The sequence below is a fragment of the Meiothermus sp. genome (assembly GCF_037443965.1).
Taxonomy (GTDB): Bacteria; Deinococcota; Deinococci; order Deinococcales; family Thermaceae; genus Meiothermus.
The window spans coordinates 105,629-129,707 of record NZ_JBBINI010000005.1 but is presented as its reverse complement, the minus strand read 5'-3'; the positions used below and the strand labels follow the sequence as shown (position 1 = coordinate 129,707).

23 protein-coding genes and 1 tRNA gene are annotated in these 24,079 nt (G+C 59.9%); 10 read left to right on the top strand and 14 right to left on the bottom strand.

The genetic code is table 11. The features are described 5' to 3' along the window. Positions 1 to 195: 195 nt before the first annotated feature. Positions 196 to 1,035, bottom strand: a complete 840-nt coding sequence (locus tag WKI89_RS04580; protein ID WP_337868039.1) for a R2-like ligand-binding oxidase — start codon at positions 1,033 to 1,035, stop codon at positions 196 to 198. Between the two features lie 60 nt (positions 1,036 to 1,095). Next, entirely contained in the window at positions 1,096 to 1,566 is a 471-nt protein-coding gene (locus WKI89_RS04575; protein ID WP_337868038.1) for a peptidylprolyl isomerase, read from the bottom strand. 126 nt (positions 1,567 to 1,692) lie between these two features. On the opposite strand from WKI89_RS04575, the gene cysK reads away from it, so the two are divergent. After that, the gene (gene cysK, locus WKI89_RS04570; RefSeq protein WP_337868037.1) at positions 1,693 to 2,604 is read left to right on the top strand and encodes a cysteine synthase A; all 912 of its coding nucleotides are present in this window, start codon (positions 1,693 to 1,695) and stop codon (positions 2,602 to 2,604) included. A gap of 18 nt (positions 2,605 to 2,622) precedes the next feature. Here the strand turns inward: cysK and WKI89_RS04565 are convergent, their stop codons facing one another. The 7 genes from WKI89_RS04565 to WKI89_RS04535 all read right to left on the bottom strand — a co-directional run bounded on the left by WKI89_RS04565 (position 2,623) and on the right by WKI89_RS04535 (position 7,693). Continuing rightward, positions 2,623 to 3,381: a methyltransferase domain-containing protein gene (locus tag WKI89_RS04565; RefSeq protein ID WP_337868036.1), complete on the bottom strand. Its 759-nt coding sequence runs from the start codon at positions 3,379 to 3,381 to the stop codon at positions 2,623 to 2,625. Positions 3,382 to 3,390: 9 nt separating this feature from the next. Then, entirely contained in the window at positions 3,391 to 3,630 is a 240-nt protein-coding gene (locus tag WKI89_RS04560) for a glutaredoxin family protein (RefSeq protein ID WP_337868035.1), read from the bottom strand. Then, complete coding sequence (locus WKI89_RS04555; protein ID WP_337868034.1) at positions 3,621 to 4,787, bottom strand: SIS domain-containing protein; 1,167 nt, start codon at positions 4,785 to 4,787, stop codon at positions 3,621 to 3,623. The genes WKI89_RS04560 and WKI89_RS04555 overlap by 10 nt, the downstream gene beginning before the upstream one ends. 67 nt (positions 4,788 to 4,854) lie before the next feature. Continuing rightward, positions 4,855 to 5,883: a hydrogenase expression/formation protein HypE gene (gene hypE, locus WKI89_RS04550; RefSeq protein ID WP_337868033.1), complete on the bottom strand. Its 1,029-nt coding sequence runs from the start codon at positions 5,881 to 5,883 to the stop codon at positions 4,855 to 4,857. Between the two features lie 154 nt (positions 5,884 to 6,037). Then, entirely contained in the window at positions 6,038 to 7,153 is a 1,116-nt protein-coding gene (gene hypD / locus WKI89_RS04545; protein ID WP_337868032.1) for a hydrogenase formation protein HypD, read from the bottom strand. Then, positions 7,150 to 7,392, bottom strand: a complete 243-nt coding sequence (locus WKI89_RS04540) for a HypC/HybG/HupF family hydrogenase formation chaperone (protein WP_337868031.1) — start codon at positions 7,390 to 7,392, stop codon at positions 7,150 to 7,152. The genes hypD and WKI89_RS04540 overlap by 4 nt, the downstream gene beginning before the upstream one ends. Then, a complete protein-coding gene (locus WKI89_RS04535; RefSeq protein WP_337868030.1) occupies positions 7,379 to 7,693 on the bottom strand; it encodes a HypC/HybG/HupF family hydrogenase formation chaperone in 315 nt (104 codons plus the stop codon). Before WKI89_RS04535 ends, WKI89_RS04540 begins: the two co-directional genes overlap by 14 nt. A 905-nt stretch (positions 7,694 to 8,598) precedes the next feature. Here WKI89_RS04535 and WKI89_RS04530 point away from each other — a divergent pair. Next, positions 8,599 to 9,258, top strand: a complete 660-nt coding sequence (locus WKI89_RS04530) for a tetratricopeptide repeat protein (RefSeq protein ID WP_337868029.1) — start codon at positions 8,599 to 8,601, stop codon at positions 9,256 to 9,258. 758 nt (positions 9,259 to 10,016) lie between these two features. Next, on the top strand, positions 10,017 to 10,352 hold the full coding sequence (locus tag WKI89_RS04525) for a hypothetical protein (RefSeq protein WP_337868028.1): 336 nt from the start codon (positions 10,017 to 10,019) through the stop codon (positions 10,350 to 10,352). 57 nt (positions 10,353 to 10,409) lie between these two features. Here the strand turns inward: WKI89_RS04525 and WKI89_RS04520 are convergent, their stop codons facing one another. From WKI89_RS04520 to ispF, 3 genes are all read right to left on the bottom strand, one after another. Then, entirely contained in the window at positions 10,410 to 12,734 is a 2,325-nt protein-coding gene (locus WKI89_RS04520; RefSeq protein WP_337868027.1) for a right-handed parallel beta-helix repeat-containing protein, read from the bottom strand. Between the two features lie 94 nt (positions 12,735 to 12,828). Next, positions 12,829 to 13,452, bottom strand: coding sequence for a TRIC cation channel family protein (locus tag WKI89_RS04515; RefSeq protein WP_337868026.1), 624 nt, complete (start codon positions 13,450 to 13,452; stop codon positions 12,829 to 12,831). A gap of 125 nt (positions 13,453 to 13,577) precedes the next feature. Next, entirely contained in the window at positions 13,578 to 14,066 is a 489-nt protein-coding gene (ispF, locus tag WKI89_RS04510) for a 2-C-methyl-D-erythritol 2,4-cyclodiphosphate synthase (RefSeq protein ID WP_337868057.1), read from the bottom strand. Positions 14,067 to 14,343: 277 nt separating this feature from the next. On the opposite strand from ispF, the gene WKI89_RS04505 reads away from it, so the two are divergent. Further along, complete coding sequence (locus tag WKI89_RS04505) at positions 14,344 to 14,904, top strand: HD domain-containing protein (RefSeq protein WP_337868025.1); 561 nt, start codon at positions 14,344 to 14,346, stop codon at positions 14,902 to 14,904. A 131-nt stretch (positions 14,905 to 15,035) separates the two neighbouring features. Here WKI89_RS04505 and WKI89_RS04500 read toward each other — a convergent pair whose 3' ends face one another. After that, positions 15,036 to 16,163: a tRNA pseudouridine(13) synthase TruD gene (locus WKI89_RS04500; RefSeq protein ID WP_337868024.1), complete on the bottom strand. Its 1,128-nt coding sequence runs from the start codon at positions 16,161 to 16,163 to the stop codon at positions 15,036 to 15,038. Between the two features lie 75 nt (positions 16,164 to 16,238). Between WKI89_RS04500 and tilS the strand changes: the two genes are divergently transcribed. The 3 genes from tilS to WKI89_RS04485 all read left to right on the top strand — a co-directional run bounded on the left by tilS (position 16,239) and on the right by WKI89_RS04485 (position 18,798). Next, the gene (tilS, locus tag WKI89_RS04495) at positions 16,239 to 17,747 is read left to right on the top strand and encodes a tRNA lysidine(34) synthetase TilS (RefSeq protein WP_337868056.1); all 1,509 of its coding nucleotides are present in this window, start codon (positions 16,239 to 16,241) and stop codon (positions 17,745 to 17,747) included. Positions 17,748 to 17,994: 247 nt separating this feature from the next. Continuing rightward, a tRNA-Ser gene (locus tag WKI89_RS04490) sits at positions 17,995 to 18,086 on the top strand. Positions 18,087 to 18,390: 304 nt separating this feature from the next. Beyond that, entirely contained in the window at positions 18,391 to 18,798 is a 408-nt protein-coding gene (locus tag WKI89_RS04485) for a YbjN domain-containing protein (protein ID WP_337868023.1), read from the top strand. Positions 18,799 to 18,949: 151 nt separating this feature from the next. Here the strand turns inward: WKI89_RS04485 and WKI89_RS04480 are convergent, their stop codons facing one another. Beyond that, on the bottom strand, positions 18,950 to 19,654 hold the full coding sequence (locus WKI89_RS04480; protein WP_337868022.1) for a YkgJ family cysteine cluster protein: 705 nt from the start codon (positions 19,652 to 19,654) through the stop codon (positions 18,950 to 18,952). Between the two features lie 117 nt (positions 19,655 to 19,771). Between WKI89_RS04480 and glgP the strand changes: the two genes are divergently transcribed. The 3 genes from glgP (at position 19,772) to WKI89_RS04465 (ending at position 24,070) form a co-directional block, all read left to right on the top strand. Then, a complete protein-coding gene (gene glgP, locus WKI89_RS04475; protein ID WP_337868021.1) occupies positions 19,772 to 22,291 on the top strand; it encodes an alpha-glucan family phosphorylase in 2,520 nt (839 codons plus the stop codon). A gap of 80 nt (positions 22,292 to 22,371) precedes the next feature. Beyond that, positions 22,372 to 22,893 carry a hypothetical protein gene (locus WKI89_RS04470; RefSeq protein ID WP_337868020.1) on the top strand — a complete coding sequence of 174 codons (522 nt, stop codon included), beginning with the start codon at positions 22,372 to 22,374 and terminating at the stop codon, positions 22,891 to 22,893. Positions 22,894 to 22,903: 10 nt separating this feature from the next. Then, positions 22,904 to 24,070 carry a serine hydrolase gene (locus WKI89_RS04465; RefSeq protein WP_337868019.1) on the top strand — a complete coding sequence of 389 codons (1,167 nt, stop codon included), beginning with the start codon at positions 22,904 to 22,906 and terminating at the stop codon, positions 24,068 to 24,070. The last annotated feature ends 9 nt before the right edge of the window (positions 24,071 to 24,079 follow it).

Genomic DNA, 24,079 nt, shown 5'->3' with positions numbered 1-24,079 from the left:
CCCCTCTTATACGCACCTGTGCGTGATGGCCGTTACTGGGTTACGAGGGGCATGGTTTGTGCCCGGCCAATGACTCGTACCCGATCCCCAGAGCTCGAGGTTCACTATGCCTGGTAACCATCTTGATTTTGGCGTAGCGTATGGAAAAAGCCAAAGGCTTATCTGTGGAAAATCAGCACCAGGGTCTTGTTCCGCTCATTCACTTGAGAACGGCCGCTGCAAAACCTCGGTGCGGTGTTGTATCTGTCGTAGGGCATAATCCACAAAATTCTCTTCGGTAATGTCAAAGGGCATAGGGTGGTGGGCCGCGAAAACCTCCTGCACAACGCCCACCGCCGCCGGAATCAGCTCGGCCAACACATCTTCCAGCACCTCTTGGGTTTGCGGGTAATGGTGCAAAAGTTTACTCAAGCTATGCAGGCCAAAGGCAATATGACGACCCTCATCGGCCTGCACATAGCCCAGTCCCCTGCGCAAACCTGGCATCAAGTTCTCTTTTTCCAGCACCTCCTTGTAAGCCCGATACCCTGTTTCGGCCAGTACCCCTTCCACAATGAGGTTGTAGGTGCCCAGCGCCCGGACTTCCGAGGCCGGCGAGGGGTCGGTCTGGAGCGCACCCATGGCCTGGGGCAGCGCCTGGTAGAAAATTTGCTGCCAGGACTCCACATGCAGCAACGCCAGCTCCGGGCTTCCGCCCACCACCTCGCGGTGAAAGCGGTCGAAGAACTCGGCGTGCTTGGCCTCTTCGAACGTCCAGGTCGCTACGTAAAGCGCGTCTTCATAGCGACCTTGCTGGCTCACGTGGAGTAGATAGGGGGCCAGATCCAGCGTGACCGCCTCCTCTCCACCGACAAACAGTGCGGAAAGGTGCAGCAGCACCTTCTGCTGGGCCTGGCTCAATGCGGCCCAGTCGTGCTTGTCGTGGGTAAAGTCGAGGTCCTGGGGATTCCAGAAGTTACGCTTAGATTTGTGGTACAGACCGACCACAAAGCTATCTTCACCGCGGTTGGGCTGGCTGGTCGCAAATTGCCGCATTGGAAAATTGTAGCAGAGGGCCAGGCCGACCCCCCTGCCCCTTACCTTGCTCGCTTTGAACTAATGGTGATGCCCATGTGCGCTGTGGGCGTGGCCGTGCTCGAGCTCCTCCGGAGTCGCAGGCCGGATGGCGGTTAGGGTGACGTCGAAATTCAGGGTCTCGCCTGCCAGGGCATGGTTGAAGTCAATGGTCACATCTTTGCCATCTACATTCAAAACTGTGAAGGGCATGGGGTTGCCTTGGGGATCTTCCGCATAGAACATTGCTCCTTCGGCCAGCTCGGCATCCGCCGGGAAAGCATCCCGCTCAACGACTTGCACGCCTTCAGGATCGTAGAGGCCATAACCTTTTTCGGGAGACACCGAAACCATCACCCGTTCACCGGCAGCTTTGCCTTCCAGCGCTTCTTCAAGCCCCATCACAATATTGCGATGCCCGTGCAGATAATCCAATTCACCCTGGTCAATTAGCTCATCTTCGACGTGCAACGTATAACGTATGGTCACAACGTGGCCTTTGCTTGCGGTCATAGAGACTACCTCCATTCACAGAAACCATACCGCATTTCCGCGAGACAATTGAGTATAAAACATCCAGATGAAACAATCGTAAACCGATGCCGTAACCAGCCAGCACAATGTCATATGCTTATAAGCATGTTTATCGAGCAGGTTATTGGAAAAACCCCGGTCGTTCAACTCAAGCGCTTAGTAGAGCCCGGCATGGCCGAGGTCTGGGTAAAGCTCGAGGGCGACAACCCCGGTGGCTCCATCAAAGACCGCACCGCCTGGTATCTGATCAAGGATGCTGAAGAACGCGGCCTCCTGAAGCCGGGTTCTGGGCAGGTGATTGTAGAGCCCACCAGCGGCAACACCGGCATCGGTTTGGCCATGGTAGCGGCCAGCCGTGGTTACAAGCTGATTCTGACCATGCCCGCCCAGATGTCGGAAGAACGCAAGCGAATCCTGCGGGCGTATGGAGCCGAACTGATACTAACCGACCCCAGCCGGCGCATGCTGGCCGCCATTGAGGAGGCCAACCGCATCGTGGCCGAGACGGGGGCCTTCTTGCCCAACCAGTTCGACAACGCCGCCAATCCCAGGGCGCATTACGAAACCACCGGCCCCGAGATTTTCGAGCAGATGGAGGGCCGGATAGACGCCTTTGTCTACGGTTCGGGCACGGGCGGGACGATTATGGGCGTGGGGAAGTACCTGCGTGAACGCCTGCCCAGGGTGCAAATCATCGCCTGCGAGCCCCGCCGCAGCAACGTACTATCGGGCGGTCAGATGGGCTCGCACCAGTTCCAGGGGATGGGGCCGGGGTTCATTCCGCCCAACCTGGACGTGAAGATGCTGGACAGGGTAATTCAGGTTTTGGAGGAAGATGCCTTCCCGCTCGCCAAACCGCTGGCCCGCGAGGAAGGGCTTTTCGTGGGGATGAGTGCCTGCGGCATGATCTGGGCTGCCCTTCAAGTGGCCCGCGAGCTTGGACCCGGCAAGCGGGTGGTGACGATTGCCTGCGACTCTGGGATGAAATACCTCTCGACCCCCCTGTTTGCCGATTGAGTAGGGGTGGCGGTAGGGTCACGGCCTGGTGGCGGCAAAAAGAATCCGCTTAAAACCATAGAAAACCGGTTTTTGAGGCAATTGCCTGCTCAACTGCTGTGTGTACAGGCTCAAGAACTGCGACCCATATTCTGCCGGCAATCGCTCGAGATAGGGCACCAGCAGGGTTCCCTTGACCCACTCGACAATGGAACTTGCATCCTCCAGAACGTGCGGGTAAACCTTCATCAGCGCCGTGATCTGAACTGCGCCAAGGTCGTAGAGCATCTCCGCGTAGTCTTCGACAGGAAGCACCGGAGGCTTCCGCCCGCCTTCGGGGAAGAAGGCACGGAAGGGCTCGCCCTCGGCCAGTTCTCGAGCCAGCAGGTGCGAGGGGTGATCGTGGTTGGCAGGCATCTGCACTACCAGTTGCCCGCCGGGGTTGAGGTGATTCCAGAACGCAGGAATCCGGGTTTCGTGGTGGTCCAGCCATTGCAACGCGGCGTTGGAGAAAATCAAGTCCCACTGGCCCTGCAATTCTTCTATCTGGCCCTGCTCGAAGCGCAAGCCTGGTCGGACAAAGGCGACCGATTTGGACAGCATCTCCCTCGAGCGATCCAACCCCAACACGTCGGAGCCGGGCAGTTGGTCGGCCAGTTGCCGGGTCAGCTCCCCGGTTCCACAGCCCAAATCCACCACCTTCAGTTCAGGGCGTACGTCCACCAGGGCCAGTAGATCGAAAAAAGGGGCCGCACGCTCGGCCCGAAACTTGTTGTACTGGTCGGGGTTCCAGGGCACTACTGCATTTTACGGCTGCCCGTGCCCTATCACGCAACCTCTTCCCTGCCAGCCAATTTGCCTCACCTGACCATCCTCAGCCAGCACCGGCACGGTTCGCCCGCCGTTGGTAAGGCACAGCATCCGCTCCAGGGCTTTGGCATCGGTCTCCACGTCGTACTCGACAAATTCTATCCCGCGCCACTCCAAATCCTCCCGCAGTTCGGCGGTGAAGGGGCAGTTCTTGCTCCCGAAGAGTTCTAGCGCCATACCTTCCCCAACAGCTCCCGGATGATGTGATAGGCCGAGGCCTGCACCTCCTGGATACGCGGGATATGATCGGAAGGTACCACGATGGCAACATCGGCGAGGTTACGGCGCACCACTTCTCCCCCATCGTAGCCCAGCAACGCGATGGTGAGCATTCCTCGCTTGCGGGCCTCTTGCAAAGCCATGACGATGTTTTTGGAGCCTCCGCTGGTCGAGAAGGCCAAGGCAGTATCTTCCGGACGGGCTTGGGCAATCAACTGGCGCGAGAAAACAACTTCGGTGCCAACGTCATTGGCAATAGCAGAGATATTAGCGGGTTCGAGCGCCAACGAAAAGGAAGGAACCGGCTTCCAGCCCAGCGGCGGTTCCACACAGTCGAGCGCCAGGTCGTTGGCATCGGTAGCCGAGCCACCGTTGCCAAATAAGATGAGCTTTCCGCCTTGGTTCAGGCGCTCGGCGATGCTGTAGACGGCTCGAGCAAATGCCTCGCTCTGCTCGAGCAGGGCCAGCCGCAGCTTCGCGTCTTCCTCGACCTTTGTCCGGATCGAGTCTGCAACCTCGGCGATCACAGTTTTGGTATCCTGCTTTGCTCCACTCAAAAACGGATACAAGAACGCCGACTCGCCAAGCTGATAGCTGCCTTTGCGGTGTTCGAAAAACACGTGCAAGGTTTCCCAAAGAACGTGGTAGAGAATCTCGATCATTTCTTGGTGGATAAAGGGATGGCTCGAGGGCACCTCGACCGCATAGTCGCCCTCCGTCCCGGTGAGGGCCAGGGTAAACGCACCTCTGGCTCGAGCCGCCCTCAACGCCGCCGAGACCGCCGCATCTCCCCCGGGCGCCGCGAAGCCCATCACCATGTCCTCGGGCCTTAGCAAGGCCTCGAGCCAACTCTCAAACGCCATCGAGAGGTCGAGGGCAGGTAGGGCCTGCTTGCCCACAATTACCGGATGCACAAATTCTACCGAGACGTGCTGTGCGTCGGTCGCATAGGGCCCCCGCCCAAAGGCCAACAGCCGTCCCCCGGCCACAAACCGCTCCGCCATCTGGCGGCAGACTTCAGCCAGACGGCTGGCTTCTTGCTCGAAAAAAGACCTGGCTGTAGCATTTCGCTCGAGCAAAGCCGCCTCAATTGTTTGGGAGAGGGAAACGGTCATACCAATGGCAACCAGGAAGGGGGTTTCTCCTGCTCTTCTACCCGTACGCTGCCGACCAAACTCCCCCTCAGCAAATCCTCGGCAGCGGGTCTCCTACCAGCATATCCACGATGCGGCTCGAGCCATAGCCGGTCTGGCTGTAGACCACCCCGGCTGGGCTTTCCACCACTTCCCCCACCCACCTGGCTTCAGCGCCCCCAGGTACTGCCCGCACCGCCTCCAGCGCAGTCTCGGCGTACTCGGGCGCAACGATGGCAATGAATTGACCTTCGTTGGCGATGTGCAGCGGGTCGAGACCCAGAATCTCGCAGGCTCCGCGCACTTCGTCGCGGATGGGAATCTGATCCTCGTAAAGCCGGGTGGCCAGTCTGGTCTCCCTGGCCAGCTCGTTCAGTGCGGTGGCCACACCGCCCCGGGTGGGGTCGCGCATCCAGCGCAGGCCGGGGGCGGCCACCCCAATCAAAGCCTCTACCAGTGGCCAGACCGAGCGGGTGTCGGACTCGAGACTGGCCTCGAGGTCGAGCTCTCCCCTGGCCAACAGAATGGTGACGCCGTGATCGCCGATGGGCCCCGAGAGCAGCACCAAATCCCCCGGTCGCACCGACGAGGCCGCGAGGTTCACCCGCGAATCCACCAAGCCGATCCCGCTGGTACTGATATAAAGCCCATCGGCCTTGCCATGCTCCACCACCTTGGTGTCGCCACCTACCACCTGCACACCCGCCGCCTGGGCGGCTCGCTGGATGGCCTCGAGTTCTTCCTGCAATACCTGAGCCGGGAGGCCGGCCTCCAGAATCAGGGTTGAAAGAAGCGCTACCGGCCTCGCCCCCGAGACCGCTAGATCGTTGACGGTGCCGTTGACCGCCAGTTCTCCGATGGAGCCCCCCGGAAAACGCAACGGCTTGACCACGAAGCTATCGGCGGTAAAGGCCAGCGCCAGGCCGCCTAGGCCGAGCAGGGCCGCATCGTCTAGGCGGGGGTTGCCCAGGATGGGTGCAATCAGCCCCTCCACCAGACGGCGGCTGGCCTTGCCGCCCGCACCGTGTGCAAGTTCGATCTGGGTATCCTTGAAGCGGATAATAGGTGGTTCGGTCATAGGGTCTTCTCTTTCCCTTGAAGGCGCAGCCCGCTGTGGGAGGCCGGGCTAGGATGCCGTACCAGACAAAACCGGCTGGCGGCTGAAGAACCGTACCCCTTCCCAAGCCTAACCCGCCGAGGGGGAAGGTGGCCAATACACGGTTGAATCATTCTCAGTCCCCCGGTACCAACTCGGCGCGGTGGACGTAGTTGTAGTAAGCAGCGCAGGCCCCTTCCGAAGAAACCATCAAAGCACCCACCGGCCGTTCGGGGGTGCATTCCTTGCCGAAAAGCTTGCACTGCTGTGGCTTGAGGACCCCCTTCAGCACCTCACCACACTGGGCCGCTTTGGGGTCGGTGACCCGCACCCCTTCAACCGCAAAGCGGGCCTCGGCGTCCCAGGGGGCATACTCCGGGCGCAGTTTGAGCGCCGACTGCGAGATGAAGCCCAGCCCGCGCCACTCGAAGTAGGGGCGCAACTCGAAAACCTGGGCCATGGCCCCCAGGGCAGCGCGGTTGCCCTCCCAGGGCACCACCCGCTCGTACTGGTTCTCCACCTGAGCCCGGCCTTCGTTCATCTGGCGGAGCAACATCACCATGCTTTGGAGCAGGTCGAGCGGCTCAAAGCCCGAGGTGACCACCGGCTTACCGTACTCCTTAGCCACGAACTCGTAGGGCCGGCAACCAATCACGGTAGAAACGTGCCCAGGGCCGATAAAACCATCCAGCCGCATATCTGGCGAGTCCAGAATGGCCCGCATAGCCGGAACGATGGTAACGTGGTTGCAGAACACGGTGAAGTTCTCGATCCCCAGCTTTTTCGCCCGCATCAGCGTAAGGGCCGTGGAAGGTGCAGTGGTTTCGAAGCCAATGGCAAAAAACACCACCTGACGTCCGGGGTTCTTTTCCGCCAGCTTGAGGGCATCCAGGGGCGAGTAGACCATGCGGATGTCCGCACCTTTGGCCTTTATCTCCAGGGGTGTTCCCATGCGGCCCGGTACCCGCATCATGTCCCCGAAGGCAGTAAGGATCACGTTCGGGTCTTGGGCCAGTTGGAGGCCATCATCAACCCGGCCCATCGGCAGTACGCAGACCGGGCAGCCGGGGCCGTGGATGAGTTCGATGTTCTCCGGCAGCAAGTCCTGCAAGCCAAAGCGGTAGATGGAGTGGGTATGACCCCCACAGACCTCCATGATGCGGTACTGGCGGCTGGGGTTGGCCAACCGCCTGATTTCCTCGGCGGCCCGCTCGATTAGCTTGGGGTCGCGGAACTCATCCACATACTTCATGTCGGCTCCTCCAGGCGCGAGATGGCAACGCCCATGTGAACCAGGAGCGCGTCCCCTGCTTTTGCTTCGGGGAAAAGGTCAATGGCCACTGTGGCTCGCTGACCCACCCGGTCTTCCACCAGCGCCTCGCTGCCGATAAGCTCGACGATCCGCACCGGCACCGCCACATCGCCACAGGTGGTGCAGCCGTCTTGGTCCAGGGTGCAGCTACCGTAATGCGACAGGTCAGTTTTCGGCATGAGCACTTCGCTCCTGGGGTCCGGGGGTTTCGTCGGCAAACTGGTAGCCTTCCAGCTCCTCGAGGGCAGCCTCGGCTTCACCCAACATGGTCATGAATTTGAGTTGATCCTGGGCCTCCTGCTCGCTAATCTTGCTCATGGCAAAACCCACGTGAATGAGCACCCAGTCGCCGGGCTTCAGGGGCTCCTCGGACAGCAGATCCATGTTGACCTGGCGGCGCACCCCCGAGACCTCGACCGTGGCGAAGTGGCGGAACTCATCTTGAAACTGGACGATCTTACCGGGAATGGCAAGACACACGGCAGCAGCCTCCTTAGAATTATGCTAATCCTAACATATACATGTTCAGGCCAGAGCCTGGCATTCGGAGTCTGTAGTGACAACGGGGCATAAGTCCTTTCGCCTATGCTACCTGCAGTTGGACATCTGACCTTGGCTTGATCACTAACAGGACTGCTATACGTTGTTAGTGGTCTGGTAAGTTAAGTATTGCTACGCAGTGAAGTTCCCAAAATGAAGCGCTCAAAGCAACTCCGAGATAGTAAGGGGCCAAATCCATCCCAGAAATTAAGTTACCGGAGCATTAGGAGGTTTTCTGATGAAGTTCTGGTGGTTATGGAGCTGTGCCACACTTGGCATCTTTTTAGTCGCTCTTGCTCATACCGGTAAAAAGCCTCTCATACGCATTTCGGTAGTATCGTTTACTTCGGCAAGCCTAAACGATACTACCGAATGCTTTTCTACTCCCTTCGGTCGGCTTGAATCCTTCACCTCTGACTGCGGCGGGCGGTGAAGGATTCAAGCGGAAACGGTATCAGCAGATTTAGCTATGGTTTCTTGCACCCATTGGGGGGCGTTGCACCTAGGCGGCATCGGAATGGGTCTATGGGTGCCTGGTTTTCACGTTTGCCGGCCTTGCGGGGACTCCATTTACTGCGACTTACAGGAGCCATCATTACCCACTCATACTCTGGTAACCTAAAGCCCTTGGGATTTAACCCCCTAGGATCTGGGCATTGCGTTTTTGGGGTGATGCCGAAATGCCTTGCGAAAAACCACCCCAGATGAGCATGGTCAAACCAATACCGACCCCTTCGTGTGGCCCGCATCGTTAACTGGCGTAGTCTGCCCGGCGTTTAGAAATCACCGGAATTCCCATCAGACCTTGCTAAGGTAGGGATGGGGAGAGGATTTAACTGGCAATCATGACCCAACTGGATGCTGCCACCGGAATTGAGCGTGCGCTTCAACACATTTCCAACGGAGAGCCTTTACTGGCTTTGCGGGTACTGGATCGGGTTTCCTGGATTGATCTGGGCTGGCCGGACTACTGGCGGGTTCGGGCCGAGGCTTTCTTACTGCTGGGTGACCATAAACAGGCTGCCAGCAGTGCCAAAGAAGGTCTGGTCGAAGACCCTGATAATCAACCCTTGCTCTTGTTGCACATCAAAGCACTGGTGGAATTGGGCGAACTGGATAAAGCCCAGTATGCCCTCATGCATGCCATACGGCTGGCCCCACACAACCTCGAGCTGCAAAGTCTGGCCGACGCCCTCGAGCTATGGCTCGATCGACGGCCCGAAGAACCCCCAACCGCCCGGCCAAGGCCTGTTCAAACCATCCCCGACCTACCCCCCCAGGCCCGTGACGACTGGAAAACCGCCAAGGACTGGCGTTCGGGCAAGCCCCTGTTTAACGAAGCCGATGCCAGTGCCATCAAGCGGGCCTTCAAAGCCAAGAACCCCACCCTACCCGGAGAACCCAAAAAGCCACACCGCGATTTTTCCTTCCTGCTGCCGATTGGGTTTTTACTCCTGGGAATGGGCTTTATTGGCTTCTGGTTGTGGTCGTATGTAGGCAAATAGGCGAAAACCGCAATGGACACGAGCGGGAAGTTGTTCGCAAGTGTCCGGTATGATACCGGATTCAAAAAGATAGTCATCAAACAAAACACTTCAACAGGCCGTCTTTTCGAATCCTTTGGTTGCTGAGCGTTCGACCGAGCTCACGCCGAAGTCTTGCCGAAGCAGAACACATCCCTCGCGCTGCTCGGTGAAGCAAGCGTCGCCCTTCCAAGGGGCAGTACTGCCCTCCGCTACGCGGATAACTTCCAAGGGGCGGTATCGCCCTCCGCTACGCGGATAACTTCGGTCGGTTTCTTCATCACCCTTCGGTGACGAAACAGCCGAATCTGCTATGAAAGGGGAGCTCGAGGCTTTCAATAGCACTGAAAACCAAATACCTTCTGTGAAGCTCCGCGTTTGTTGCGGAAATTTTACGCTTTCGAGGTAAGCTCATCGCGGTGGTTTTGATGTTCTTGGCAGCATGAAAGGCAAAAATATGATTCAATCCTCTGACTCAGTGACGGAGGTTGCCCCCTTCAAGCTTCGGGTACTCGGGGTGTGTGGCCTTTGGTCAGGCGGGTTGCTGCTGCGACTGGGCACACGCAAGGCCCTGGCGGTGCTTGCCTATCTTGCACTACAACCCTCCGGGGCCACCCGCAGCGAACTTTGCGCGGTGTTGTGGCCGGACAGCGACGAGACCCAAACCCGCCGCAGCCTGCGGGTCGAGATGACCCGCATCTACGCGCTTCTGGGCGGGGAAGTTGTGCTGAGCGAGGGGGATGCTGCTGGCGCTGGACAACTTCGAGCACCTGTTGGAAGCCGCCCCGGTGGTGGCCCGACTGCTCGAGGCCGCACCCGAGTTGTGTATCTTGGTTACCAGCCGTTCCACGCTGCGGCTGCGAGGGGAGCAGGAGGTCGTGCTGGTTGGGCTGGCACTGCCCCCCTCGGCGACAGCGCGGGAGGCACTCGAGCAGGTTCCCTCTGTGGAACTGTTTATTCGCACCGCTCAAGCAGTACGTCCGGGCCTCGAGCGAACCCCCGACAACCTGCGGGCCATCGGGGAAATTTGCTCGAGGCTCGATGGCCTGGTTGAAGCAGGAGCGGGGCTTTGGTGAGGCAGCCCAGTTTGGATAGCTCTGCTCAAGTGTCTCTATAGCGAGCGATTGGTATTTTCACGGGTCTCGTTGCACCTCGGCAGCATTACCCGAGAGGGTGTTTTGCCCCACCTCAACCTGGGCAAAACGGGCAATGCGTACCGCAGCACCTTTGTTGGCGGTGATCTGGTTGCCTTCGAGTCGAACCTTGGCCTTATCCTGCACCTCGAGGCCATGCAAGCCGTTCTCAGCCAGGGTATTGCTCAGCACCACCGCCTCGCTTAGGCTGCGCACCACAACGCCGCACAAAAGGTTGCGCAGGACTTGATTGGCCTCGAGCAAGGGCGTAGCCCGGTGATCCACCAGAATGCCGTGGGTCTGGTTGGCCTCGAGGGTATTGGCCCTGGCCGTACCCGACGACTGCTCCAGATAGGCCAGGCCGGCCATGCCACTGCCCTGCACGGTGTTGTTCTCCAGCACCGGTTTGCTCCGTCCGGCGAGAACGATTCCGTAGATGCCGCTCTGCTCGATGGTATTACCGTTGGCGCTTCCGGCAGCCTCTTCGCTATAGAAGAGGCCATACTCGGGTTGATCGGAAAGGCGGTTATTGCTGAGCACGGGTTGCGCCGATTGGCCCAGCACAATACCGGAGGGTGAATTTCGCTCCAGCAGATTCTGGCGGGCCTCGCCAGCCGAACGCTCCAGGTAGACCAGGCCACCCCGCCCATTCTCCCGCACGGTATTGCCTTCGATGAGCAGGTTGCTCTCCCCCAGCAGCAGCATGCCCTGGAGGCTCTGACCTTCTACGGTGTTACCGGTCAGGGTTCCGCTGGTTCGGTTGCGAAAAACCAAACCTGCCCCCCGGTTTCCCCGAATCTGGTTATTGTAGAGGTGCACTTTAGCCTGCCCCAATGCCAGCAGTGCCCCTTCGGCGCTGGCCTCCAGGACACTGTTGCTCATTTCCAGTTCAGCCTGCCCCGAGAGCAGCAAGCCCGCGCCCTGGTTTTCTCGGAGGGCCAGATTTTCAGCCGTGAGCTGGGCGTTTTCGTCAACTTCTAGGCCATGGCTCCTGTTGGCCCGCAGGGTGACCTCCCGGAGGATTCCTTGGCTTTGTCCGTACAGTGAAAGCCCCGCGCTTTCATTGGTTTCGATGAAGACCCGCTCGAGCACAAGCCGAGCTTCCCCAGCAGCCTCGATGCCGCGCAACTGGTTCTGGCTGATCTGCCCACCCCGTATGGTTAGCCGACCACTACCGGAGACGAAAATACCCACGCCCAGCCCGGCCTCCTGGCGGCTGGTGCGTCCCCCGCGCACGGCCACATTGGAAAGCTCGAGCTCCCCGCGCCGCACCTGCACCACATCCGAGGCCGCCTGCCCACGGTATACGATGGAAAGGTTTTGTACGCTCAACTTACCCCGCCCCGCGTAGCGCAGCACGAACCCACCTGCAGAGGAAACCAGGCGGGTTTGCTCGCGCCCCTGCCCCACCAGCGTGACGCTGTTCGCTACTTCCAGGCCCCTGGGCAGGGCATACTCTCCCGCCGCCAGGGTAATGGTGCTGCCCTCGGGTGCCCGGGCCAGGATAGAGGTCAGGTCGGCTCCCGGCTTGGGGTTGGGGGTGAAGGGCTGGCCTAGAAACTGCGAGGTTCCCCGGCGGTTGCCCGAAAAAGTGTTGTTACGCAGGGTGGGGTTGGCGGTGGATTCGACATAGAGGCCCCAGAGCCGGTTGAGCCGAAGGGTGTTGCCTTCAATCAAAGGCCTGGCCTGCCCCGAGACATAAATGCCGTGGGCGTTGTTGGCCTCGATGGTATTGCCCCGTGCCTCGCCCCTGGCCTCGTCGTAGAAGGCCACCCCGGCATCGCGGTTGCCCCGAACCAGGTTGCCTTGTAGCAAAACCTGGGCTTCCTCGCTCACGTCCACGCCGTGCAGTTCGTTGCCCAAAAACTCATTGCTGCGCAGAATGGCCCTCGAGCTACCCCGTATCCAAATGCCATCGCCCCCCTGGCCCGATTCCAGGTCGAGCCGACCCCCCTGGAAGCGGCATTTCTCGAACACGGCCTCGCCACCGCCCACCACCACCACATTGGCGATGCGTGAACCCAGGTGCTCGAAGCTGATGCCAGTTGCGCTAAAGCGGCCCCGCACGTTGATGGAAAGCACAAAATCGGCAGCGTCGGAGCGAATGCGGGTTTTGTCCCGACCCTCACCTTGCAAGGTGAGGGGCTTGCCAATCTCCAAGCCCCTCGACAAACGGTACTCCCCAGCCTCGAGCCGCAACACCGACCCCGCCGGAGCTTCGGCCACCGCTTTGGCCAGGTCGGAACCTTTGGGTACGGCAACGGGGTTGCCCTGACCCCAGGCCAGCGGAATCAACCACAAGGCAAAACTCAATAGTCCACGCACCTGCCCAATCTATCACTCCAGGCAATTCAGCCCTGAAGGCCCAAGGCCAATTTCAGCCAGAGGCCCCTGGTTCAGCGCAAACTCCAACCGTTTTTCAATCTCCAGGCGTGGGGAGCCGCAAGCCCAACCAGCGGCTCGAGAGCCGCAGTCCTATCGTCACCAGCGCCCCCAGCACAATGGCCAGGGCGGAATAGGCAGGGATAAAGGTGTAGATCAGAAAAACCACCGCGGCCCCTGCGGTCGCGGCCGAGGCGTAGAGGTCGCGGTTGCGGTAGAAGATTCCTGGAATCTCGCCTGCCAGCACGTCGCGAAGCACGCCCCCACCCACCCCCGAGACCGTGCCCACAAACACACAGCCCCAGAACCCCAGCCCAAAGGCCAGGGCCCGCTCGGCGCCCAGGGCCGCAAAGAGGCCCAGCCCCAGGGTGTCGAAATAGTAAATGGGGCGCTCGAGCCTTCCCATCCGGCTATAAAACCGCCACACCCCCAGGGCAATCAGAAAAACCACCCATAGGATGGCCTCGTTGCGCAGCGATTGCGGCGGTAGGGTGCCCACCAGCACATCCCGAATGGCCCCGCCGCCAATAGCGGTCACACCGGTCAACACGATGATGCCCACCAGGTCGAAGCGTTTTTGCACCGCCACCAGCGCACCCGAGGCGCCAAAGGCCAGGATGCCAGCCCAGGACAGGAGGTCGAGGAATTGCCAGTGCTGCATATAACTCCGGATCCGAATGCTTCCCTTACGCACAAAAATGATACTTGGGCCTAGGAAGGGCCAGGGCGTTTTGGCTTAAAGCCTAAAAACAAGGGCGGGTCAGAAGGCTGTTTTTGGGTTCCACTCTAAGGCGTTCGTTGGGGAGCTGGTTCTGGAAGGGGCTCGAGGTAGACCATGGCCCGGCACTGCGCATGGTCGGGGGCCAGACCCTCGGAGGTCTTGAAGGTGAGGCCCACCCGCTTTTCCGGCAGTCCGGTCAGGAGGGCCAGGTTTTGCTGGATGAGCGTGCGGTAGGGGCCCAGCTTGGGCCTATCCAGCATCACCACCACCGAAACCTGCCCCAGGCGGTAGCCGTTGTCGCGTACTTTTTGCAGCACCACTTCGAGAATCACCCGGCTCTCGAGGCCCCGCCACTTGGGGTCATGGTCGGGAAAAAAACTGCCGATATCCCCCAGCGCAAAAGCCGATAGCAAAGCATCGGATAGGGCGTGTAAAATAACATCTCCATCCGAATGGGCGATGGCCCCGCGCTCGCTCTCGATTCGAACCCCGCCCAGCCAAAGTTCACGTCCCTCGCCCAGGCGGTGCGAATCCTCGCCGTAGCCAATTAGCAACTGAGACAAAGGATTGGTAATTCTCTCTGCCACGCCCTTATCCTATCCTGCCTTGTGCAGGTATGGGCTACGAGGCCCATAGCGGTCAAAGCGCACAAACCTTTGCGGTACGAGGCGGCTCCCACATTTAGTCCCCATTCGGTGCCGGCGTCAGCGAGGCCTGTCGAAGTCTGCCCTCTTTGGGGTCCGGTTATTTTGGGCAAGGGACATTCTACCCTCACCTTGACTGGCAAACCTGCCCTTGACCCTGTGGCCGAACACTTTGAGAATGAGGCATATGGCAATCTACATGGTTTATGAAGACGCATTGGCCCTGATGAAGCGCTGGACCCCCTCGGAAAGCCTGCAAAAACATATGCTCGCCGTCGAAACCGCCATGCGGGCCTATGCCCGGAAATATGGCGAACCAGAGGAAAAGTGGGCCATTACCGCAATCCTGCACGATTTCGACTACGAGAAATTACCCGAAACCCACCCGTACAAGGGTGTGGAGATGTTGCGCGAGATGGGGTATCCGGAGGATGTGCTCGAGGCCATTCTCGGCCACGCCGACGTACCCGAGCACCCCCGTAACACCCTGATGGCCAAAGTGCTGTTCGCAGTGGACGAGCTGGTGGGGCTGATTACGGCAGCCGTCTACGTCCGGCCCGACAAGAGCATCCAGAGCTTGGAACTCGACAGCCTGAAAAAGAAGTTCAAGGACAAGGCTTTCGCCGCGCGGGTAGACCGCGAAGGCATTTCGCGCGGTGCCCAGGAACTCGGCGTAGACCTCGACGAGCACATGGCTTTTGTGCTCGAGGCCATGAAAGCCGATGCCAAGCGGCTTGGGCTGGGGTAATCCTCGTCCGATTGGATTTCGCTCTCTGATACCGTTTCCGCTTGAATCCTTCACCGTAGGACGCAGTCAGAGGTGAAGGATTCAAGCCGACCCTCTCAGGGTACAGGCAATTTTCCCGAGCGGCCCTCGCGTCAGTCCTCCAGTTCTTCCGCCTCGCTTTCGAGTTCGCCTTCTTCGGGGTTTCTCTTCATCACCTCGCGCAACACCGCAGTAGCGTAGGCCCCCTTGGGCAGAAAAAAGCTCACCCAGAGCCCTTCCGCGGTTTCTTCCACGCTCCATTCGGTAAGGGGAAAGCGGATCAGGCGGCGATCCCCTCGGCGCAAGGCAAAGTGGCTGCGCTCGAGCTCGTATTTCTGCAGTACCTGGTCTTCCAGGGCGCGGGCCGGCCCCTGGGCCTCGCGGTATTTTTTGCCGTAGAGGGGCCCAGTTGCGCTGATTTGAAAGCGCAGGGCTCGAGGGTTCTCGGCCTTGGCGTCCTGCACGACGAACTCTCCCCCCGTGTCGTGTTTTTTGGCCACATCCCCTTCAATCACCTGCCCAAAGAGTCCCATCTGCAAGCGCAGGGCCAGCCAGTCGTTGAAGAGCAGGCTTTGCAGGCTCGAGACCAGAAATTTCTTCAGCCAGGAAGGCGTATGCACCTTACCCTTCTTGACCAGCTCATAGCCCTTGAGCGGGTTTAATCCTCCGATACCAAAGCGCTGGGGGCCGTAGTAGTTGGGCACCCCCTGACGCTCGAGCGCACGCAGAATAGCCTCGACCCGCTGCAGCGATGGATCAATATCCGTCCCATCTCCCCTACTCACCAGCTCCCCAGAGCGCTCCTGGATGGGACGAATCAGGATGCGAAAGCGGTTGCCCCTTAGGTGACCTACCCGCAGTTTGTGAGGATGCAAAGCACGTTCCAGCACCCGAACCCCTTCCAGTTCGGCCAGGGTTTCCAGCCTTCCTTCGTGGCGCGCCGGAATGCTGAACCATTGCTGCGTTCGGGCATGTTTGTCCTTGAGTCCCGCTACCCCGATATGGGCCTCGTTAATATGCAGTCGGTCTCGTAAAAACTCGAACACGGCGCGGGTGGTCAGACCCTCTTTTTCGATCCGTACGAACAGGTGTTCCCCCTGGCCTGTGGGGCTATAGGCCGGCACCTCGAAGACCTGAAAATCCGCTGGCCGATGCCGAATGGTTCCGTCCAGCCCCGGCAGGTGCGGCGTGAGGTAAGGATAGGCATTAAAATCAAAACGAACATTGGGATTTGGGGACATACCCTATAGCATATAGGGGTGGATTCAGTAGATTCTGGCCAACTAGAAGCCCAGTTCGCCAACCATCTGACCCGCATGGTTCCCGAGGGCAGCCTGGTAGCGGCGGTCTCGGGCGGTGGTGACTCGGTTGCATTGCTGCTGTTGCTCACTTCCACCCCTCGCAAGGTGGTGGTGGCCCATCTCGACCATTCCTTGCGTTCCGATTCGGCCGGCGACGCCCAATGGGTCAAGGCACTGGCCGAACGCCTGGGATATCCCTACGAGTCGGAAAAACTGGATGTGGCCCAGATTGCAGGTGAACGCGGGGAGAATCTGGAAGCCACCGCCCGCGATTTACGCTATGGCTTTCTGGCTAAGGTTGCCAAGAAACACCGAGCCCAGGCCATCCTAACCGCCCACACTGAGGATGACCAGGCCGAAACGGTGTTGCTACAACTGTTGCAAGGCACCGGGCGGGGCCTTGGGATGCGACCCAAACGTGGCAAGGTGGTACGTCCGCTCTTGGAGGTAAGCCGCAGCACATTACGAACCTACTTACGCAGCAAAAACCAAGGCTGGCTCGAGGACGTCTCCAACGCCGATACCTCGCTGGATCGGAACTTTCTACGTCACGAAATTTTCCCCCGGCTCAAAGCGCGTTTTCCCCAGACCCAGACCGCCCTTGCCCGCTTCGCCGCCATCTCCCAGCTCGACGACGAAGCCCTCGACCCCCTGGCCGAACAACTGCTGTTGCGCGATGGTCGCTGGCCTTGCCCGGCTTACAGGATCGCACCGCTGGTACAGGCCCCAGCTGGATTGCGTCGCCGGGCCTTGCGGCAGATGCTCGAGCAGATCAAGCTGCGGCCCGAAGCAAGCTGGATTACCCAGCTCGAGCGGGCCTTACAAGGAGAAGCCTTCACCCTCCCCGAAGGCTGGCAGGTGCGCCGCCGCGACGGCGCCCTATTTCTGATTCCCCCAGTAGTGGATGCCTTTCCACCCTGGCGGGGCTCGAGGCTTCCCCAGCCAGGCGACCAGATTGACCTGCCCGATGGCCGGGTCCGGCTGGTGGATTTCTTTACCGAACATAGTGTCCCCACCGAACTCAAACAGGTCTGGCCGGTGCGGGCTGTTGGCGATAGCGTACAAGAAGTCTGGAACCTTTGGCCTGAATCAGAAGACCTCGAGCACATGCGTACCGCCCTCGAGCAAGCCCGGCTGGCCTTGCAAAACGGCGAAGTGCCCATCGGAGCGGTGGTGGTCTGGGACGGCGAGGAACTGGCCGTTGCCCACAACCAGGTCGAACAAAGCCGCGATGCCACCGCTCACGCCGAGTTGATCGCGCTGCAAAAGGCGCTGCTCAAGCAGCAAGCCAAGGTGTTGCCCGGAGCCACCGTCTACATCACCTTGGAGCCCTGTGCGATGTGCTTTGGAGCGCTGATGGAAGCCCAGGTTCGACGGGTGATCTATGCGGTAGAAAACCTCAAGGCCGGGGCGGTCACGGTGCATCGCCTTAAGCCCCCCTTCGAGTGGGAAGGCGGCTGGCTCGAGCGCGAATCGGCCAAGCTGCTGCGGGACTTCTTCGCCCAGAAACGTTCGGCATCCTAGAGTGGTTCCTACGAATACTCAGTAGAGCAAAAACCGCTGTACCAGGTAAATCACTCCGCGCCGTGTGCGGAGTGATTGTGGAAACACGATGAGAGGAAAAATCACCGTGCAGGATTCCCCTGTTAAGCTTGGTCGAGCGTAGCCATATCAGCCGAAGGCTGCACCATCTACCCGTGACTTTGCGGCCAAGTTGTGCTAGAGTCTCTATTCGGCTCGGCTGATTGCAGTCAGCCACAACAAAGTGAGTGGAGGGGTGCCGGAGTGGTTGAACGGGCCGGTCTCGAAAACCGGTATAGGGGGTTCCCCCTATCGAGGGTTCGAATCCCTCCCCCTCCGCCAAATAGCCTGATACGCATTTCGGTAGTATCGTTCACTTCGGCAAGCCTAAACGATACTACCGAAATGCTTTTCTACTCCCTTCGGTCGGCTTGAATCCTTCACCTCTGACTGCGGCGGGCGGTGAAGGATTCAAGCGGAAACGGTATGAATGGCTAAAGGCTTTAGGCATCGAAACAGTTTCTGAACCAACAATGGTGTTTCACCGCTCACTGCCCAGAAACGTAAGGGGTGGTACACCTTTGCCGACGTCCTTCTGTTTAGCCTTCACTGCCAAAAAAAAGTTTTGGGTTTAACCTAAAGAGCAATGGATACCATTCTGCGTGAAGTCACCACCGAAGAAGTGCGAATTTTGCTCGAGCAACTCGGTGCCAATGCCGAACAGGTCAAGGAAGATCTGTTCAACCTGGAGTTTCCCAGCGGCCTACGGGGCCATCTCATCACCTATGGCGAACCGCACGTGAGCAGCCTGCAACTGCGGGCTGGGTTCTCGGGTTTCGACCGGGTGGAACCCCGCCACCTCCTCAACTGGAACCGCCGCTACCGTTTCTCCAAGTCTTATCTCGATGCCGACAACGACCCGGTCATTGAAAGCGACCTGCGCCTGGAGGGGGTCACGCCCGAGGCGATTCACGCCTTTATACGCGATTTTGGCGATCAGGTTACGCTTTTTTTCTCCTACATGCGCATGATTGATGCCAGCCTGGTAGAGTAGATTTGATACGCATTCCGGCAGTATCGTTCACTTTTGAAAGTCTAAACGATACTGCCGAAATGCTTTTCTACTCCCTTCGGTCGGCTTGAATCCTTCACCTTTAACTGCGCATGGCGGTGAAGGATTCAAGCGGAAACGGTATGAACAGGCCCTAACCCACCCAAAAACCATATTCACCCCCCAGCAGCCGGCGCTTTTCCAAGGCCTGCCGAGCGTCTTCTACACCCCCCCGCAAGGCCTCCTGGAAGTCCCGCTGTCCCAGGAGATAAATCATGCTCGCCAGCTCTCCAATCACCGTAAAACCGCGCACTTGCCGTTCGGTGGCCCATAGCTGCTGGGCGGTGCGCTCGGAAAGCTGCCAGGGCACGCGAAGATAGTGCTCGGGGCCATGCCAGGGTTTGAGCTGGGCCTGGTACTGGGTTCGCTCTGGGCCCTGTAGTTTGGGAACCATGCCGGGGGCGCAGTAGGTAGCCGCCAAATTGGTCAGCACCCCCCGGCAGGCCAGGGGCCGGTGGAGGTGCACCGAGCAGGCTCCATCCAACGTGAGCAAGGGGCAGCGGTTCGCCTCCAAAAAATACACGGTGGGAAAGTCGGGCCGGTGTTTTTCCCGCCCGATGCGCTTCAGCCTTTGTTGGCCCTCGGCCTCGGCACGGGCCAACACCTCGGGTTGATGGACCTCGAGCTGTTCGCGCAGGTATTCGGCCTCCGCCAAACCCACCATTACCCAGGCCAGGCAACAAGAGAAACACCCCCTACAGCAGCTCACCTCGAGGTGCCGCTGCGTCAGGTAGTTTTCGGTGCGAGCTTCCAGACCGAGGTGCGCTCGAGCCACCACTTGTCGCAAGGTCGGATCCATCGCTCTTATCATACTGGTACGAGTCACCTCCCACACACCAGAAAAAGCCGTAGGAGACTTGATTGTTCGATTCTTGATGGTTCACAAAGTCACAAATGGTACAATCTTTGCTTGGTTATGAATGTCATTGGACGTATCACCGCCATGCCCACCCTGCCCGAGCCCCTGAGGGGCCTGCGCGAGGTGGCCTACAACCTCTGGTGGAGTTGGAATCCCGAGGCTCAGCACCTCTTCGAACAAATCAATCCTTCGCAGTGGAAGCGCTTCCGGTCTAACCCCGTGCGGGCCTTGCTAGAAGCCGATCCTACGCGTTTGATGGTCCTGGCCGAAAATGCAGGCTATGTGGGTGCGGTGGAAGCTACCGTGGCCAACTTCCGTCACTACCTGCAAACCCGCCCCAAGAAAACCCCGCGCATTGCCTACTTCTCGATGGAGTACGGCTTCCACGAGTCGCTGCCGATCTACTCCGGCGGGTTGGGTATCTTGGCCGGCGATCACATTAAGTCGGCTTCCGATCTGGGGCTAAGCCTTACCGGGATCGGAATGTTCTATCACGAAGGCTATTTCCGCCAGCAACTCACCCCCGAGGGCCAGCAGCGCGAGGTCTACGAAGATTTGTTGGCCGAAGAGTTGCCCCTGGCCACGGTCACCCATAAGGACGGCAAACCCCTCAAGGTAGGCGTGGAGTTTCCCGGACGCACCGTATATGTAATGGCCTATAAGGCCGAGGTGGGGGCGATTCCGGTCTACCTGATGAGCACCAACCTGCCCGAAAACCGGCCAGAAGACCGCGCCCTCACCGCTAGGCTCTATGCTCCTGGGCAGGAAATCCGCATCGAGCAGGAGCTGATTCTGGGGGTCGGGGGGGTGCGGTTGGTGCGGGCCTTGGGCTTAGAACCCGAAGTCTGGCACATGAACGAGGGCCACGCGGCCTTCTTAGGTCTGGAACGCATGCGCGAGATGGTTGCGGCAGGGAGTTCCTTCAGCGAGGCCCTGGAAGCTACCTCGGCAGGGGCTCTCTTTACTACCCATACCCCCGTACCCGCCGGCCACGACAGCTTTCCGCTGGATCTGGTCGAACGTTACCTGGACGGCTGGTGGAACAAACTAGGTATTAGTAAAGAAGATTTTATCGCCCTGGGCCGTGAGGAAAAGAGCTATGGCTCGGTTTTCAGCATGTCCAACCTGGCCCTCCACACCTCCCGCGCCGCCGGGGGGGTCTCGGCCCTGCACGGCGAGGTCTCGCGTGAGATGTTCAAGGAGCGCTGGAAGGGTTTTGAGGCGGAGGAAGTGCCCATCGGGCACATCACCAACGGCGTCCATACCTTCACCTTCCTGCACCCCGAGATGCACAGTCTCTACGAACGTACTTTCCCCAAAACCTGGGCTGAGCAACTGCATGACCAGAGCCAGTGGGCCGTTGACAAGCTGGAGGAGGACGAACTCTGGCACATCCGCAACAAGCTGCGTACCAAGCTGGTGGAGGAAGTGCGGGTGCGGTTGTTTGAACAGCGCCGACGCAACGGCGACCTTCCGGCCAGCCTGCGGGCGGCCGAAAAAGTGCTCGACCCCAGCGTGCTGACCATCGGCTTTGCCCGCCGCTTTGCTACCTACAAGCGGGCTATTCTAATGTTCACCGACCCCGAGCGGCTGGTCTCCATTTTGAATGGCCCCCTGCCGGTGCAGTTTGTGTTTGCCGGTAAAGCCCACCCCAAGGACGAGCCCGGCAAGGAGTTCATCAAAAAGCTGGCCGAACGCATCAAGACACTGGGCCTCGAGGACAAGATGATTCTGCTCGAGAACTACGATATGAGCCTGGCCCGCAGCCTGGTGCAGGGGGTAGATGTCTGGCTCAACACCCCCCGCCGTCCTATGGAAGCCTCAGGCACCTCGGGCATGAAAGCAGCGCTCAACGGAGCCTTGAATTTCTCCATTCTGGACGGCTGGTGGGCCGAGGCTTTCAACACCACCAACGGCTGGGCCATTGGCGACGAGCGCACCTACGCCACCGAGGAGGCCCAGGACCACGCCGACGCCCAGAGCTTCTACGACACCCTGCAATACGAGATCATCCCGCTGTTCTACGCCAGGGGCGCGGTGGGCACCCCCAGCGGCTGGCTGGCCATGGTGCGCGACAGCATCCGCACCTGCGGCCCCGCTTATTCGGCCCAGCGCATGGTGGACGATTACCACCGAAAGTTCTATACTCCGCTGGCCCAGCGGTCGGCTCACCTGATGGAGAAAAACGCCGCCGCCCTGAAAGAAGTGGCCCGCTGGAAGACGCAAGTACAAGGTGCCTGGAACAATGTGAAAGTCTGGGTGGAGGCCCCCCATGCCGCCGCCAACCAGCCCTTGCAGTTGCGGGCATTTGTGCAGGCCTATGGCATCCCCACCGAGACCCTGCGGGTCGAACTGGTGGTGCGGCGCAGCAGCGGTGACTTGGAGGTGGTGTTGCTCAAGGCCGCCGGGCAGGAGCGGGAAGCCCTGCTCTACACCGGCACCTACCTCCCCGCCCGCCCAGGCAGCTATGAATACGGCGTGCGGGTGGTGGCCGCCCACCCCGAACTCTCGAGCCCCCGCGAGGTTGCTTTCGTAAAGTGGGCTGGAACGGTGGTGGAAGAGCCGGTGAAGGTGTAGCTCCTGCCAGCAAACACTCTGTTTTACCGCATACTTCTGTTTCTCATATTTATTACGCAATACCGTAATAACGTATTCGTGTGGATATAGAGACCCGCCTTAATCTACTCGAGGCCCGAATTGCTGCCTTGGAGCAAGCCTCGAGTGTACCGTCGAAGCCGCCAGAAGGCCTCTTTTGGGCGCTGGACTATCTGCGCCAGGCCGCTAAACCCGGCGGTGAGGTAGTGTTCGCCGGTCAAGCCGATTTGGCCTCAGGCACCTGGGGTTGGCAGTGGGGATTGCCGGTAGGCCCTCTACTGAAAACCCCTTGGTCGGAGGTAGCCCAAAGCCTCGCGGCCTTGGCACATCCTTTGCGACTAGAAATTCTCCGCGCCGTGCTAAATGGCAAGAGCAGCTCTCAAGACCTACAGCACCTTGCGGACATCGGCACTACCGGTCAGCTATACCACCACCTCAAAGAGCTGCAAAGCGCAGGCTGGCTAAAAGTGGGCAAGCGAGGCTCTTACACGGTACCGTCAGAGCAAATCATCCCCGTGTTGGTGATACTAAGCGCCGCTGGGGGCGAGGCTCTTGCAGCTCAGATAGAGCAAACAGAACAGTAAGGAGGTAGGGATGAAACTCTGGATAACTGTAGGAACTTTGTTGCTCGGGCTGGCTTTAGCCCAGGTCAGCCTTACCCCCAAGGCGGCCCTCGAGCGTCTCTTTACCGAGCGCCCGGCCAGGGCCGAGTGGTTTGCCCCGGCCTTCTTGCAGCAGGTGCCGCTGGCCCAGGTGGAGGCCATTCTCCAACAATTACTGGGGAGTCTGGGGCGCTACGAGGGCGTGGAGCCGGACGGCCCCAACTTCCGGGTGAACTTCGAGCGCGGCCTGGTGCCCGCGCAGATCTCGCTGGACAGCGAGGGGCGCATCCAGGGGCTGTTCTTCCGCCCGCCCCAGCCCAAGGCGGCCCTGACCCCCGAGCAGCTCCTGGCCGAGTACCGCAAGCTACCGGGGCAGGTCAGCGTGCTGGTGCTGGAAGGCCCCCAGGAGCGCCTCGGCCTGAACGCCGACCGCGCGCTGGCGGTGGGCTCGAGCTTCAAACTGGCTGTGCTGGAAGCCCTGCGCCAGCAGATCGAGGCCGGACAGCGCCGCTGGAGCGATACCGTGCCGCTGCGCCCGGAGTGGAAAAGCCTGCCCAGCGGCACCCTGCAAAACCTGCCCGACGGAACCCCCCTGAGCCTCGAGCAGTACGCCACCCAGATGATCTCCATCTCCGACAACACCGCCACCGACGCGCTAATAAGCATTGTCGGGCGGGCCGAGGTGGAAAAGCTCTCCCCCCGCAACCAGCCCTTCCTCACCACCCGCGAAGCCTTCGTGCTCAAGAACCCGCAAAACCGCGAGTGGCTCGAGCGCTACCGCTCCAACCCCTCCGAGCGGGCCGCCCTGCTCCCCCAACTGGCCCGCCTGCCCCTGCCCGACGTGAGCGTGTTTGCCGGGGGGCCGGTGGCGCTGGACGTGGAGTGGTTTTTCAGCACCCGCGAGCTTTGCGCGCTGATGGGCCGGGTACAGGCCCTGCCCCTGATGTCGCTCAACCCCGGCCTGGCCAACCCCGCCGACTGGCAGCGCGTGGCCTACAAAGGGGGCTCCGAGCCGGGCGTCCTGAACCTGACCACCTGGCTCACCGCCAAGGATGGCAAGCAGTACTGCGTCTCGGCCACCTGGAACAACCCCCAGGCCCGGCTGGACGAGAACCAGTTCTTCTTGCTCTATACCAGCCTGCTAAACAGCTTGAAGTAGACTGACCCC

Bases quoted from the DNA above. Each gene is read 5' to 3' on its own strand.
- WKI89_RS04580 (WP_337868039.1), bottom strand. From the start codon at position 1,035: ATGCGGCAATTTGCGACCAGCCAGCCCAACCGCGGTGAAGATAGCTTT.
- WKI89_RS04575 (WP_337868038.1), bottom strand. From the start codon at position 1,566: ATGACCGCAAGCAAAGGCCACGTTGTGACCATACGTTATACGTTGCAC.
- cysK (WP_337868037.1), top strand. From the start codon at position 1,693: ATGTTTATCGAGCAGGTTATTGGAAAAACCCCGGTCGTTCAACTCAAG.
- WKI89_RS04560 (WP_337868035.1), bottom strand. From the start codon at position 3,630: ATGGCGCTAGAACTCTTCGGGAGCAAGAACTGCCCCTTCACCGCCGAA.
- WKI89_RS04555 (WP_337868034.1), bottom strand. From the start codon at position 4,787: ATGACCGTTTCCCTCTCCCAAACAATTGAGGCGGCTTTGCTCGAGCGA.
- hypE (WP_337868033.1), bottom strand. From the start codon at position 5,883: ATGACCGAACCACCTATTATCCGCTTCAAGGATACCCAGATCGAACTT.
- hypD (WP_337868032.1), bottom strand. From the start codon at position 7,153: ATGAAGTATGTGGATGAGTTCCGCGACCCCAAGCTAATCGAGCGGGCC.
- WKI89_RS04540 (WP_337868031.1), bottom strand. From the start codon at position 7,392: ATGCCGAAAACTGACCTGTCGCATTACGGTAGCTGCACCCTGGACCAA.
- WKI89_RS04530 (WP_337868029.1), top strand. From the start codon at position 8,599: ATGACCCAACTGGATGCTGCCACCGGAATTGAGCGTGCGCTTCAACAC.
- WKI89_RS04525 (WP_337868028.1), top strand. From the start codon at position 10,017: ATGCTGCTGGCGCTGGACAACTTCGAGCACCTGTTGGAAGCCGCCCCG.
- WKI89_RS04515 (WP_337868026.1), bottom strand. From the start codon at position 13,452: ATGCAGCACTGGCAATTCCTCGACCTCCTGTCCTGGGCTGGCATCCTG.
- WKI89_RS04505 (WP_337868025.1), top strand. From the start codon at position 14,344: ATGGCAATCTACATGGTTTATGAAGACGCATTGGCCCTGATGAAGCGC.
- WKI89_RS04500 (WP_337868024.1), bottom strand. From the start codon at position 16,163: ATGTCCCCAAATCCCAATGTTCGTTTTGATTTTAATGCCTATCCTTAC.
- tilS (WP_337868056.1), top strand. From the start codon at position 16,239: ATGGTTCCCGAGGGCAGCCTGGTAGCGGCGGTCTCGGGCGGTGGTGAC.
- WKI89_RS04485 (WP_337868023.1), top strand. From the start codon at position 18,391: ATGGATACCATTCTGCGTGAAGTCACCACCGAAGAAGTGCGAATTTTG.
- WKI89_RS04480 (WP_337868022.1), bottom strand. From the start codon at position 19,654: ATGGATCCGACCTTGCGACAAGTGGTGGCTCGAGCGCACCTCGGTCTG.
- glgP (WP_337868021.1), top strand. From the start codon at position 19,772: ATGAATGTCATTGGACGTATCACCGCCATGCCCACCCTGCCCGAGCCC.
- WKI89_RS04465 (WP_337868019.1), top strand. From the start codon at position 22,904: ATGAAACTCTGGATAACTGTAGGAACTTTGTTGCTCGGGCTGGCTTTA.